This is a genomic window from Pantoea rwandensis, from assembly GCF_002095475.1.
Lineage (GTDB): Bacteria > Pseudomonadota > Gammaproteobacteria > Enterobacterales > Enterobacteriaceae > Pantoea > Pantoea rwandensis.
Map to the genome: position 1 here is coordinate 188,097 of NZ_MLFR01000001.1, position 13,869 is coordinate 201,965.

The 13,869-nt window shown below is 52.1% G+C and carries 12 protein-coding genes; 7 read left to right on the forward strand and 5 right to left on the reverse strand.

The annotated features are described in order from the left end of the window. Nucleotides 1–319 precede the first annotated feature (319 nt). The 4 genes from HA51_RS00930 to HA51_RS00945 form a co-directional block, all read right to left on the reverse strand. Entirely contained in the window at nt 320–1,786 is a 1,467-nt protein-coding gene (locus HA51_RS00930) for a pyridoxal phosphate-dependent decarboxylase family protein (RefSeq protein ID WP_084931271.1), read from the reverse strand. Between the two features lie 12 nt (nt 1,787–1,798). Beyond that, nucleotides 1,799–3,181, reverse strand: coding sequence for a diaminobutyrate--2-oxoglutarate transaminase (locus HA51_RS00935; RefSeq protein WP_084931273.1), 1,383 nt, complete (start codon nt 3,179–3,181; stop codon nt 1,799–1,801). A gap of 215 nt (nt 3,182–3,396) precedes the next feature. Next, nucleotides 3,397–4,161, reverse strand: coding sequence for a prepilin peptidase (locus HA51_RS00940; RefSeq protein ID WP_084931275.1), 765 nt, complete (start codon nt 4,159–4,161; stop codon nt 3,397–3,399). A 293-nt stretch (nt 4,162–4,454) separates the two neighbouring features. Beyond that, entirely contained in the window at nt 4,455–4,664 is a 210-nt protein-coding gene (locus HA51_RS00945) for a hypothetical protein (RefSeq protein WP_084931277.1), read from the reverse strand. Between the two features lie 529 nt (nt 4,665–5,193). Here HA51_RS00945 and arnB point away from each other — a divergent pair. Genes arnB through arnF form a run of 7 tightly spaced genes read left to right on the forward strand, consistent with a single transcriptional unit; the run spans nt 5,194 to nt 12,571 of the window. Then, nucleotides 5,194–6,330, forward strand: a complete 1,137-nt coding sequence (arnB, locus tag HA51_RS00950; RefSeq protein WP_084931278.1) for a UDP-4-amino-4-deoxy-L-arabinose aminotransferase — start codon at nt 5,194–5,196, stop codon at nt 6,328–6,330. A 5-nt stretch (nt 6,331–6,335) separates the two neighbouring features. Next, entirely contained in the window at nt 6,336–7,322 is a 987-nt protein-coding gene (gene arnC / locus HA51_RS00955) for an undecaprenyl-phosphate 4-deoxy-4-formamido-L-arabinose transferase (RefSeq protein WP_084931281.1), read from the forward strand. Next, a complete protein-coding gene (gene arnA / locus HA51_RS00960; RefSeq protein ID WP_084931283.1) occupies nt 7,319–9,298 on the forward strand; it encodes a bifunctional UDP-4-amino-4-deoxy-L-arabinose formyltransferase/UDP-glucuronic acid oxidase ArnA in 1,980 nt (659 codons plus the stop codon). Before arnC ends, arnA begins: the two co-directional genes overlap by 4 nt. Further along, nucleotides 9,295–10,179 (forward strand): 4-deoxy-4-formamido-L-arabinose-phosphoundecaprenol deformylase, encoded by an 885-nt coding sequence (arnD, locus tag HA51_RS00965; protein WP_084931285.1) that lies wholly within the window; start codon nt 9,295–9,297, stop codon nt 10,177–10,179. The genes arnA and arnD overlap by 4 nt, the downstream gene beginning before the upstream one ends. Nucleotides 10,180–10,209: 30 nt before the next feature. Next, the gene (gene arnT, locus HA51_RS00970; protein ID WP_084931287.1) at nt 10,210–11,871 is read left to right on the forward strand and encodes a lipid IV(A) 4-amino-4-deoxy-L-arabinosyltransferase; all 1,662 of its coding nucleotides are present in this window, start codon (nt 10,210–10,212) and stop codon (nt 11,869–11,871) included. Beyond that, a complete protein-coding gene (gene arnE / locus HA51_RS00975; protein ID WP_084931289.1) occupies nt 11,868–12,200 on the forward strand; it encodes a 4-amino-4-deoxy-L-arabinose-phosphoundecaprenol flippase subunit ArnE in 333 nt (110 codons plus the stop codon). The genes arnT and arnE overlap by 4 nt, the downstream gene beginning before the upstream one ends. Next, a complete protein-coding gene (arnF, locus tag HA51_RS00980) occupies nt 12,197–12,571 on the forward strand; it encodes a 4-amino-4-deoxy-L-arabinose-phosphoundecaprenol flippase subunit ArnF (protein WP_084931291.1) in 375 nt (124 codons plus the stop codon). The genes arnE and arnF overlap by 4 nt, the downstream gene beginning before the upstream one ends. A 90-nt stretch (nt 12,572–12,661) precedes the next feature. Here the strand turns inward: arnF and HA51_RS00985 are convergent, their stop codons facing one another. Then, nucleotides 12,662–13,819 carry an alpha-hydroxy acid oxidase gene (locus tag HA51_RS00985; protein ID WP_084931292.1) on the reverse strand — a complete coding sequence of 386 codons (1,158 nt, stop codon included), beginning with the start codon at nt 13,817–13,819 and terminating at the stop codon, nt 12,662–12,664. Between the last annotated feature and the right edge of the window lie 50 nt (nt 13,820–13,869).

A 13,869-nucleotide genomic window follows, 5' to 3' on the forward strand; every position in this document is an offset into this window, starting at 1 on the left:
GCACTGTGCCACAAACCGCTTACCAGACTACGGCGCCTGTTCCTGACGTGCAGGATGCGGTATATGGAGAAAAGCAATTGTCGTGCCAGATTGTAAGTATCTGGTATCCATGCCCCTACAAGTAAAATTCGACATAATGAAGCTTTATTACGGTGCAGCTTGCACCGTGATTGATCGTATGGGGTCCGTTCAGTCACGAATAAAATGGAGGTTTATTGGATCGGGAGTAATGGCATTACTTACAGGCACAGCGCAATCATCAGGCAATAAAAAAGCCGATGACTGTTTTCAGTCATCGGCTTTATCGAACACAGCAGAATTACGCGTTCAGCAGCTGATTAGCAGTCTTCTCAACCAGCGCCAGCAGGACTTTGATGTCTTCCAGCGTCACGGTTGGGTTCAGCAAAGTCAACTTCAGGCAAGTCACACCCTGGTGCTCCGTCACACCTACGTTGGCGCGGCCAGAATCCAGCAGGGCATCGCCGATACGCTGGTTGAACAGAGCAATCTGCGCGATATCGGTCAGTTGCTCTGGACGGTAGCGGAACAGCACGCTTGCCAGTTGTGGCTGCATCACCAGCTCAAGGCGTGGTTCTGAAGTCACAAACTTCGCCACTTCCTGTGCCAGCGTCACACCGTGATCGATGATCGCGGCATACTGTTTCTGACCCAGAGCTTCCAGACCCATCCACAGCTTCAATGCATCGAAACGACGCGTGGTCTGCAGAGATTTGGATACCAGGTTAGGAACACCGGCTTCTTCATCGAACTCAGAGTTCAGGTAAGCCGCCTGATAACGCATCAGCTCGTAGTGACGCTCATCTTTCAACAGGAATGCGCCACAGCTGATGGTCTGGAAGTACTGTTTGTGGAAGTCCAACGTCACGGAATCCACTAACTCCAGGCCATCAAGGTAGTAACGATACTTCTCAGACAGCAGCAGTGCGCCGCCCCAAGCTGCATCGACATGCATCCAAATGTTGTGCTCAGCCGCGATGCCCGCGATTTCGCGCAGGGGATCAATCGCGCCTGCATCGGTAGTACCTGCAGTCGCGACAATCGCCAGAATCTGCTCGCCATTGGCTTCGGCCTGCGCCAGTTTGGCTTTCAGGTCGTTAACGTCCATCCGTGCGAACTGATCAGACTTCACCTGCACCACAGAATTGTAACCGTGGCCAAGCAGCGCCATGTTTTTCTGTACCGAGAAGTGCGCATTCTCAGAACACAACACTTTGATCTTACGCAGATCGCCAGTGATGCCGTCCAACTGCACTGAATGACCTTGACGCTGATAGAACGCATCACGCGCCAGCATCAAGCCCATCAGGTTGCTTTGTGTGCCACCACTGGTGAACACGCCAGCATCGCCTGCTGGGTAACCCACCTGTGCACGCAACCATTCGATCAGTTTGACCTCAATGATGGTGGCAGAAGGGCTCTGATCCCATGAGTCCATACTCTGGTTGGTGGCGTTGATCAGCACTTCTGCGGCCTGGCTTACCACCAGGCTTGGGCAGTGCAGGTGCGCCACACATTGTGGGTGGTGCACTGACAGGCTGTCTTTCAGGAAATACTCAATCGCGCGTTCAATCGCGGCCTGGTTACCCAAGCCGTTTGGATTGAAGTCGAGCGTGATACGCTCGCGCAGTTCGGCAACACTTTTGCCTTGATACATCTCAGGCTGTTGCAGCCACTGCACAACCGCGGCGCTGCTCTGGGCAATCGCCTGCTGGTACGCCTCAATGCTCTGTGCTGAGGCGGCCAGAATCGGGTTTACTTCAGACATTTACTCTTCCAATCAAACAGGTTTGATGCCAGCGCCAATCAGCGCCTGCTCAAATTTATCCAGGAAAATCGCCAACTCTTCATTGGTGATCAGCAGTGACGGCAACAGACGCAATACTGCACCATGACGTCCGCCACGCTCCAGAATCAGACCTGCTTCGAAGCACTTCTTCTGCAGCAGCGCAGAAAGTTCGCCATCAGCCGGCAGGCTACCCATATGGTCAGCCGCTTCGTTTGGTTTAACAATCTCAATACCGATCATCATACCCATGCCGCGAATGTGACCGATGACTGGGAAGCGCTTCTGCATTTCAGCCAACTGCGCTTTGAGCCATTCGCCTTGCTCTGCCACTTTCCCGGCAATGTTCTGCTCGGTCAGGACTTTCAAGGTTGCCAGACCGGTTGCCATCGCCAGCTGGTTGCCGCGGAAGGTGCCAGTGTGGTGGCCAGGTGACCAGGCATCAAACTGCTTTTTAATACCCAGTACAGCCAGTGGCAGGCCGCCGCCGACAGCTTTTGACATCACGATGATGTCTGGCTGAATGTCAGCGTGTTCGAAGGCGAAGAATTTACCGGTACGCGCAAAGCCAGCCTGTACTTCGTCCAGGATCAGCAGAATGCCATGTTCCTGAGTCACTTTACGGATGCGTTGCAGCCACTCGACCGGAGCCGGGTTCACGCCGCCTTCACCCTGAACTGCTTCCAGGATGACAGCCGCAGGTTTACGTACGCCGCTTTCAACGTCGTTGATCAGGTTTTCGAAATAGTAGGTCAGTGCTTTAACACCGGCTTCTCCACCGAGGCCCAATGGGCAACGGTACAGGTGCGGGTAAGGCATGAACTGCACTTCTGGCATCATGCCATTGACCGCTTCTTTCGGCGAAAGGTTGCCGGTAACGGCTAACGCACCATGGGTCATACCATGGTAGCCGCCTGAGAAGCTGATTACGCCACTGCGACCAGTGACTTTCTTAGCCAGCTTCAGAGCCGCTTCAACGGCATCAGCACCGGAAGGACCGGTGAATTGCAGGCAGTACTCTTTACCCTGGCCAGGCAGCAGCGAGAGCAAAGACTCAGAGAATTGATCTTTCAGAGGTGTCGTCAGATCAAGAGTATGTAACGGCAAGCCGCTGGTAATGACATTTTGGATGCTCTGCAGAACATCAGGATGGTTGTGACCAAGTGCCAGCGTCCCTGCGCCAGCCAGACAGTCAAGATATTGTTTATTCTCAACATCTGTGATCCACACGCCATTGGCTTTGGCAATCGCTAAAGGCAATTTGCGCGGGTAACTCCTGACGTTTGATTCAAACTCAGCCTGACGGGCTAAGAATGCGTCGTTGTTTCCGTTGAATGAATTGGCACCAAAAGTATCAATACGGACTTTATCCGTCATCATATCTCTCCTTCAACCGGGGCTCACACAGGCTGGCCGATTGACTAGTTGAACAAAAAAGTATCAGTGGTTTAAAAAACGCGGCCAATATAGAGCCTTTTGACCTACATCACAATGATTAATTTTGTTTAGAATTGTTTATTCTTTTCATATAGGAATCAGGGCGTTGGCCACTAATTGGCCGGCTATTTTAGCGCCAGCCTATGAACTGGTTATTAAATAATCGTGTTAATAAAAAGACTTATGCCCGCCAGGGCGATCCAGGGGCCAAATGCGAGAGGCTGATTAAGGTCACGTTGCCAGCAAATTTTGGCGAAAAAAATCGCTAACATCGCGCTACTACAAGCAAAAAAAAGCATCAAAGGCAAAAGCTCCCACCCCAGCCATGCGCCCATGGCCGCGACCAGCTTTACATCCCCCATGCCCAACGCAGTTATCCCTTTAATCCATTGATAACTATGAAGGAGAATCCAGAGCGAACCATAGCCAGAGATGGCACCGAACACCGCATCAGACAGTGAACCGGGTATCCACTCCATCGCTTTAAAGCACAGTCCCCACCACAGCAGTGGCAGGGTGATCACATCTGGCAACAGAAAATGCTCGTAATCGATGATCGCGACGGTCAGCAGCAGCCAAAACAGCAGAAGTACCGCGAGTAATGACTTTTCAACTGGAAGCAATGCAACGAACAATAGGCTAATTGCTGCACAGGCAGTTTCTATTAGCGGATAGCGCAGGCTGATAGCACATCTGCAAAAATGACACCGACCTCGTAATAATAGCCAACTCAATACGGGTATATTGTCTCGCCAGCGCAAACACGTTTTGCAAACCGGACAGTGTGAAGCGGGTCGCCGTAAACCCACACTGATTCCTGGCTGTAAAATCTGTATAGGCAAGCGATGAATAACAACATTAATAAAGCTACCGATGCTTAAGGCTAACACCGTTGCCAGCAACCACAGTATCCACTCCATGTTGACCTCTTGTTCCTTTCCGGATTTATCGAAAAGAAACCTACGCCTCATAGGGAAAGGAGGCGAGTACCAGCGAGGTATTACCGTGTTTTTCATCGCGTTTTATGAGCGGCGTTCAGGCGATGAGGAGGATATACCCGTCCCGACTGACCTCCGGACTGATTCACCATTGGTAAGGTACGCAACAGCAGCGGGTGAAAAGAGGTGTTGCAGAGTGGCTGGGATGAGGCGGAGTTTGTGATGAAGCTAGATGCGCATAACGAAAAACTTAAGGTACTAAAGCAGTCAATGGATCATGACTGCTGTTTGAACATCTGGATGGCTTCCTGCACGTTACTGGTCGCCAGTGACATCACGCGGTCATTATTGAGAAACACATCATAGTGTCCTGAATTGTAGCGGAAGACATAGAGATCCCCGCGGAAGCGTAACCCTTTAGTTTTCACGCCAATATGATGGCGACGTAGGGCAGCCTGCGCCAGTCTGTCAGCTCCGGTGTTCATCTTAATCTCCCCTCCATTCGTTTAAACGCCAATATCCCGACATAGAGTATGGTTTGAAGCTTAGCTTAACCTTAAGAACAGTGCTGTGACTTTGCTAACAGACTGTTTCTTTGTCATTTTTCCATCATCTTCACGCTTCAACTTTTGGCGTTCAAAAAAACAGCAAACGAAATGTTTCATGTTTCTGGTCATCTTGATGAAACTTTGGTGACGACTAAATAGTGAGACGAAACGGTTGAGCGGACATCTTCTACCAATCCTCAACATTTAAGAGAAAAGCCAACTTGCGCGTCACCCATTTAATGTTCAGTTAAGTTTTCATCCGTATTTTGTTCAACAGGCAATAAGACAGGTGTGCTTAAGTTTTTTGCTGTAGGTTAAAAAATTAACACTTAGTGCTATCAAAACTTTTATGTGTAATCTAAGTTTAAACAGCAAGTTACTGAATGTTGTTATGGATCTGAATCACTGCACACTGCAATTGGTCCTATTGCAGGCAATTTTAGGTGTCAAACGTTAAGGTAAACTTATGACTTTTCTTCCATTCTCGCGCCCCGCTTTGGGCGAGGAAGAGTTAGCGGCAGTAAAAGAGGTTTTTGAATCAGGTTGGATCACCACCGGCCCCAAAAATGCGGCCTTGGAACAAGCCTTTTGCCAGTTAACCGGCAATCAACATGCGATTGCTGTCAGTTCCGCCACGGCAGGCATGCATGTCACCCTTCTCGCGTTAAACATCCAGCCCGGTGATGAGGTGATCACGCCTTCACTGACGTGGGTGTCCACCATCAACATCATTACGCTGCTGGGTGCAACGCCAGTGATGATTGATGTTGACCGCGATACGCTGATGGTCACGCCTGAGCAAATTGAAGCGGCCATCACGCCGCAGACGCGTGCCATCATTCCGGTGCATTATGCCGGCGCACCCGCGGACATTGACGCCATTCGCGCCATAGGCGAACGGCATGGCATTGCAGTGATTGAAGATGCGGCGCACTCTGCAGGCTGCTATTACAAAGGGCAGCATGTCGGTAATAAGGGCACGGCTATCTTCTCTTTCCATGCCATTAAAAACATGACTTGCGCGGAGGGTGGCTTAATTGTAACCGATGACGCCGAGTTGGCCGATCGCATGCGCAGTCTGAAATTTCACGGCTTAGGTGTTGATGCGTATGACCGTCACACGCATGGCCGTAAACCGCAGGCTGAAGTGATTATGCCTGGATTCAAATACAACTTACCCGACATCAGCGCTGCCATCGCGCTGGTTCAGTTGAACAAACTGCCCGCCATCAATGCACGCCGTGCAGAGATTGCCCAACGTTATTTAAACGAACTGGCTGATACGCCGTTCCTGCCATTGTCCCAGCCGACATGGGCGCATCAGCACGCCTGGCATTTGTTCATCATTCGCGTAGATGAAGCGCAGTGTGGACTGAGTCGCGATGCCTTGATGGAGACGCTGAAAGCGCAAGACATCGGCACCGGCTTGCATTTCCGCGCGGCACATACCCACAAATATTATCGCGAACGCTACCCACAGCTTTCCCTGCCCAACACGGAATGGAATAGCGATCGTATCTGTTCAATACCGTTGTTCCCTGATATGAGCGATGAAGATGTGACAAGAGTCATTCGCGCACTGCGTCAGATCGCTGGAGTTTGATTGAGATGTTGGAAGAAAAAGCCATTCGTAAAGTCTCCGTGGTGATCCCGGTCTATAACGAACAGGAAAGCCTGCCTGAGTTGGTGCGTCGCACTGATGCAGCCTGTGCGGTGCTTAACCTTGAGTATGAAATTTTGCTGGTTGATGACGGCAGCAGCGATCGCTCAGGCGAGATGATTACTGAAGCCGCCGATATGCCAGGCAGTCATGTCGTGGGAGTTCTGCTGAACCGTAATTACGGCCAGCACTCCGCGATTATGGCGGGTTTTAGCCATGTCTCGGGTGATTTGATCATCACTCTGGATGCTGACTTACAGAATCCGCCCGAAGAGATTCCCAATCTGGTGAAAGCCGCCCAGCAGGGATATGACGTGGTAGGTACCGTTCGTCAGAATCGGCAGGACAGTTGGTTCCGCCGTCGCGCATCGCGCACGATTAATCAGCTGATTCAGCGCGTCACCGGCAAAGCGATGGGCGACTATGGCTGCATGTTGCGTGCTTATCGCCGCCACATCGTCGATGCCATGCTCAACTGCCACGAGCGCAGCACCTTTATTCCCATCCTCGCCAACACTTTCGCACGCCGAACCATCGAATTGCCGGTGGCGCATGCAGAACGTGAGTTTGGTGACTCTAAATACAGCTTTATGAAGCTGATAAATCTGATGTATGACCTGGTCACCTGTCTGACCACCACGCCGCTGCGTCTGCTGAGTATTGTTGGCAGCCTGATTGCTCTGGCGGGTTTTGCCTTCTCATTGATTTTGATTGTCTTACGACTGTTCCTCGGTGCCGACTGGGCCGGAGACGGTGTGTTCATGCTGTTTGCGGTGCTGTTTATCTTTGTCGGCGCGCAATTCATCGGCATGGGCCTTCTCGGCGAATACATTGGCCGAATCTATAACGACGTACGCGCACGTCCGCGCTACTTCATTCAACGTGTTATTAACTCGCAGAAAGATGCCTCATCTGTACAGGAAATTGAGCAATGAAAACTATCGTCTTCGCCTATCACGATATGGGCTGTGCAGGCATTACTGCGCTGTTGAATGCAGGTTTTGAAATCAGTGCGATCTTTACTCACGCTGACTCGGCTGCGGAGAATCACTTCTTTGGTTCAGTGGCGCGTCTGGCGGCTGAGCAGGGCATTCCCGTCTATGCACCGGAAGATGCTAACCACCCTCTGTGGGTGGATCGTATTAAAACCATGGCACCGGATTACATCTTCTCGTTCTACTACCGCAATCTGTTGAGTGACGACGTTCTCAGCAGCGCGCGTCTGGGAGCCTTTAATCTGCATGGTTCATTACTGCCAAAATACCGTGGTCGCGCTCCGCTGAACTGGGTGTTGGTGAACGGTGAGAAAGAAACTGGGGTGACACTGCACCGCATGGTGAAACGCGCGGATGCTGGCGACATCGTTGCCCAGTTAAGTGTTGCTATCGAAGAGCAAGACAATGCGTTAACGCTGCATCGCAAATTGGTGACCTGTGCGACCCAGGTGCTGGAGCAGGCGCTGCCCGCGATGAAACGGGGTGAGATCGCGGCAACACCTCAGGATCAAAGCCAGGCTACGGTTGTAGGACGCCGTACGCCAGAAGATGGTCGTATCCAGTGGGAGCAGTCCGCACAATCGATAAACAATCTGGTACGTGCAGTTACCGACCCATGGCCGGGCGCGTTTGCCTTTGCTGGAACCGTGAAATTTGTGGTGTGGAAAGGGCGTGTGCATGCCGATGCGCCGCAGGCTAAACCGGGTACGGTTATCTCGGTGGAGCCTTTCCTGATCGCTTGTGGTGAAGGTGCATTGGAAGTGGTCACCGGTCAAAGTGAAAATGGCGTTTACATGAACGGCAGCCAACTGGCACTAAGCCTGGGCATGGTACCGGGCGCGCTGCTGTACTCACAGCCAGTCGCGGCGATTAAACGTCGTACCCGCGTACTGATTTTGGGTGTCAACGGTTTCATCGGTAACCATTTAACCGAGCGTCTGCTGCAAGACGATAATTTCGAAGTGTATGGTCTTGATATTGGATCTGATGCGATCAGCCGCTTCCTTGATCAGCCACGTTTCCACTTTGTTGAAGGCGATATCAGCATTCACTCTGAGTGGATTGAATACCACATTAAGAAATGTGATGTGGTATTACCGCTGGTGGCGATTGCGACCCCGATTGAATATACCCGTAACCCGCTGCGCGTGTTCGAACTCGATTTTGAAGAGAACCTCAAGATCATCCGTGATTGCGTGAAATACAAAAAACGTATCATCTTCCCATCAACGTCTGAAGTGTACGGTATGTGTACCGACAAGCATTTCGACGAAGATCACTCCAACCTGGTGGTAGGTCCGATCAACAAGCAGCGTTGGATTTATTCGGTCTCTAAGCAGTTGCTGGACCGCGTCATCTGGGCGTATGGCGAAAAAGAGAACCTGCGCTTCACTCTGTTCCGTCCGTTTAACTGGATGGGCCCACGTCTCGACAACCTTAACGCTGCACGTATCGGCAGTTCACGTGCCATCACCCAGCTGATTTTAAATCTGGTGGAAGGTTCGCCCATTAAACTGATCGATGGCGGCGCTCAGAAACGTTGCTTCACCGACATTCGCGATGGTATCGAAGCCTTGTTCCGCATTATCGAAAACAAGAACAACAACTGTGACGGTCAGATCGTCAACATCGGTAATCCTGAGAACGAAGCAAGCATTAAAGAGCTGGCAGAGCGTTTGCTGGCAAGCTTTGAGCGTCATCCTCTGCGCGATCGTTTCCCACCATTTGCGGGTTTCCGCGAAGTGGAGAGCAGCAGCTATTACGGTAAAGGTTATCAGGACGTAGAGCACCGTAAACCGTCGATCAAAAATGCGCGTCGTCTGCTGGATTGGACACCGACCATTCAGATGGATACCACCATTGATAACACGCTGGACTTTTTCCTGCGCACCGTTGAGTTGCAGGATAAGCCATGAAGAAAATTGGTTTGCGCGTAGATGTAGATACCTGGCGTGGTACTAAGCTCGGTGTCCCAGCCCTGCTGGAACAGTTCAGCATGCATCAACTGCAGGCCAGTTTCTTCTTCAGCGTAGGGCCGGACAACATGGGGCGCCACTTGTGGCGTCTGATGAAGCCGCGCTTCTTATGGAAAATGCTGCGCTCACGCGCAGCATCACTCTATGGCTGGGATATTTTGCTGGCAGGCACGGCGTGGCCAGGACGTGAGATTGGCCGTGGACTGGAAGAGATCATCAGCGCCACTGCCGACCATCATGAAGTCGGTTTGCATGCGTGGGATCACTTTGCTTGGCAAACATGGGCAGGCGTGTGGCCCGAAGAGAAACTGCATGAGCAGATTGCACGTGGCAAAGCGGCGCTGGAGGCGATTATTGGTGACAATGTCACGTGTTCAGCCGTGGCGGGATGGCGTGCCGATGGTCGAGTAGTGGCTGCTAAACAGAAATTTGGCTTCCATTACAACAGCGATTGTCGTGGTACTGGACCTTTTTTACCGCGACTGCGTGATGGCAGTTTAGGCACCGTGCAAATCCCTGTGACATTGCCGACATGGGATGAAGTGGTCGGCCAATCCGTTAGTGCCACGGGATTTAACGATTACATCCTTGAGCAAATGCACGCGGCGCAGGGTTCGCCAGTCTATACCATTCATGCCGAAGTCGAAGGGATTGTCGGTTCGCATGCGTTCGGCGAATTGTTAACGCGAGCAGAGCAGCAAGGTATCCACTTCTGTCCGCTCAGTGAGCTGCTACCCGATGATCTCAGCACGCTGCCAGAGGGCAATCTGGTTCGTGGGCACATTCCCGGACGTGAAGGCTGGCTGGGCTGTCAGAACTGAGTATCACAGGAAATTTTATAGGAACCACGGATGCGTACAGGTACCAAAACAGCGCTATTGCTGGCGCTTTTCGCGCTTTACTATCTCATTCCAGTTGAATTCCGTGCTTTATGGCAACCGGATGAAACCCGCTATGCCGAGATCAGCCGTGAGATGCTGGTGAACGGTAATTGGGTGGTGCCGCACTTCTTTGACTTACGTTATTTCGAAAAACCCATTGCGGGATATTGGGTCAACAATATTGGACAGATGTTGTTTGGCCACACCAATTTTGGTGTCCGTGCGGGATCGGTATTCTGCACGACGCTCAGTGCGGTGTTGATTTACTGGCTGGGTAAACAGATGTTTGCCAGCCGGAAAATCGCGCTGACAGGCAGCGTCATCTTCCTGACTTCTCTGCTTGTTTACGGTATCGGCACTTATGCTGTGCTTGACCCGATTCTGTTGCTTTGGCTGGTGGCCGCGATGTGCAGCTACTGGTTAGCAGCGCAGGCGACCACTACGCAACAGCGCCTGTGTGGCTATGTCTTGCTGGGTGCTGCCTGTGCCATGGGCTTTATGACCAAAGGCTTCCTCGCGTTGGCGGTGCCGGTGCTGGCCATATTGCCATGGGCAATCTGGCAACGCCGCTTTGGCGAACTGCTGCGCTGGGGGCCCTTAACGATCGTCGTCGCAGCCCTGTTAAGTGCACCTTGGGCACTTGCGATTTATCGTCAGGAAGGCGATTTCTGGCACTACTTCTTCTGGGTTGAACATATCCAACGTTTCGCCGAGAAAGATGCCCAGCACAAGGCACCTTTCTGGTACTACCTGCCGGTCTTGTTGGCGGGCTGTTTGCCTTGGTTAGCGCTGCTGCCGGGTTCGCTGATGGGTGCCTGGCGCCAGCGCAGTCAGCATACGGGTGCTGTGTATCTGCTGAGTTGGGTGTTGCTGCCGCTGCTGTTCTTTAGCATTGCCAAAGGGAAACTGCCGACCTATATCCTGCCATGCTTTGCACCGCTGGCTCTGCTGATGGCGCACTATGCACACAGTGGGACAGCGCAGGTGGTTAAAGCGTTTAAAGTGAACGGGTGGATCAATCTGCTGTTCGGTGCGATCACGACGATAGTCTTGCTGGTGGTTATCGCCCCCTGGGGTCTGTCGCACCGTCCGGTTTATGCCAGTGATGAAACCGTCAGGGTAATTTGCGGTGCGGTGGCGTTTGCCGGTTGGGGGGTGATGGGATGGCTGAGTCTGAAGCCAGGTCGTCGTCGTTGGCAGTTGGCGGCACTTTGCCCGTTAATGCTGGCACTGCTGGTGGGTTTTGCCATTCCACAGAAGGTGCGTGATTCCAAACAGCCTCAGAGCTTTGTTAGCGCGGTACACAATCAATTAGTGGATAGCCGTTATCTGTTGGCTGACAATCCCGGTGTTGCGGCGGCGGTGGCATGGGAAACAGAACGTAGTGACATCACGTTTTACGATGCCAAAGGAGAGCTGGAATATGGTCTTAGCTATCCTGATGCACAGACGCGTTACGTTGATGGCGCCGCTTTTGCAGACTGGCTGCGTGAGCACCGTCGTCATGGCAAGGTATCCTTAGTCATGATGCTAACGTCGGGAGAAAAAGGCCCGGATCCTTCAATGCCCGTTCCGGATGATGTTTATCGCCAAGGGCGATTGGTTTATTACGGTTACGACGCTAAACCATGAGTTTATTACTCATTCTTCTGGTGAGTTTGTTGAGTTGCGCCGCCCAGCTGTGTCAAAAGCAGGCGGCGTATCTCGGCATGCGACACGGCAAAAAAAAACTGATCATGTGGATTGGGCTCAGCATTATGTTGCTGGGCGTTGCGATGCTGTTGTGGTTGCTGGTACTGCGTGTCGTTCCCGTCAGTGTTGCCTATCCAATGCTTAGCCTTAACTTTGTGTTGGTGGCGATAGCGGCAAGATTGATCTGGCGCGAGACCTATAGCTTACAGCAATGGTTTGGCACGCTGGCGATAGTGGCGGGTGTGGCGCTGATGGGGAGCCACTTATGAAAGGGGTGCTGCTTGCGTTGTGCAGCGTGTTGCTGGTATCGCTGGCGCAACTGGTGCTGCGCGCGGCGATGCAACATTTCCCGCCGCTGGCTGAGATACTGAGTCCACAAATAGGGCAGCACGTTAAACCTCTACTGCTGCTATGTTTGGGACTTGGCGCTTATGCACTCTCCATGCTGTGCTGGATGCTGGCGCTGCGTCATTTGCCACTTAATCGGCTCTATCCGCTGCTGAGTCTGAGCTATGTGTTGGTGTGGCTCGCCGCTATCTCTTTGCCGATGTTTGGTGAACCCTTTCGCTGGAGCAGTTTTGCAGGTGTACTGCTGATTGTTTTCGGTCTGCTTTGCGTATCGTTACCACGCAAAAAATAAGGTGCCATTGGGCGGCGTGGTCATCATCTACAACTTCACAAAAGCGGTCTAAGACCGCACTTCATGGGCTGGTTAGATTAGGTGACAACGTCACTCTGTCAGGCGTAAATGGTGTAGATGGATGTCAGCCAACGTTGGAGCGCCCAGCATGCCAAGGTCGCGGCTGACTTCATTGACGATCAGATCAATTGCCCATTCAACGCCCGCTGTGCCTGCCACTGCGCAAGCATAGTTAAAGGGGCGTCCTATAAAGCAGGACGTTGCCCCCAGCGCCAACGCCTTAATGACGTCAGTGCCGCGCCTGATTCCGCTATCGATCATCACTGTCATCTCACCTGCCGCCTCGACGATCTCCGGTAACACATGGATGGGCGAGATCACTGTGTCCAACTGGCGGCCGCCGTGATTTGACACCACAATGCCGTCAATGCCCATGGCCTTACAGCGCTGAGCATCAGTGCGACTGAGAATCCCTTTGATAACCATCTTACCCGTCCAGCGCTGGCGGATATGCTCAATGTGCTGCCAGCTAAGATGGCTGCGGCCGCTAAAATCACGTACTGCATTATTTGAAAAAAGCGGAGCACCGCGTAGGGCTTGGTTATTTTCAAAATAGGGCATGCCGCTGGTCAGCAGCGTTCTCATCAAGGTGCCAGCAAACCAGCGCGGGTGGGTTACACCTTGCCAGGCCAGAGACAGACTGGGACGAAATGGCGTGGCAAATCCGGCACGGACATTATTTTCACGGTTGGCTTTAACGGGAGTATCAACGGTCACCACCAAAACGGGAATTGCCGCACGTTGCACACGATCCACTAGCGCATCGATCTCTTGCAGTGTTTTGGGCAGATAAGCCTGGAACCACATATTGGCATTAACTGCCGCAACATCTTCTAGCCGAATTAACGATGAACCGCTCATGATAAAGGGCACATTTTTCTGTGCGGCAGCACGTGCCAGCGCAATATCACCTTGGAAGCCGGTTATCGCCGAGATGCCCATGGGAGCGATCCCCACAGGTGCAGCGTAGCGATGGCCAAACAGTTCAACCTCGGTATTCCGCTTTGAAACATCCACCATATTTTCTGGAATCAGGCTGTAACGTGCATAAGAGTTGCGCGTTTTGTGCAGCGCAATATTGTCTTCAACACCACCGGAGACATAGGCATACAACGGATGAGGTAGCCGTTTCACGGCATATTTTTCAAAATCATTCAGAGCAAGACAACGCTCAAGCAGTTTACGCATAGGGAACCCATCTGGCGGGCGAAGATAACATGATGAAAAGCATGCTATTG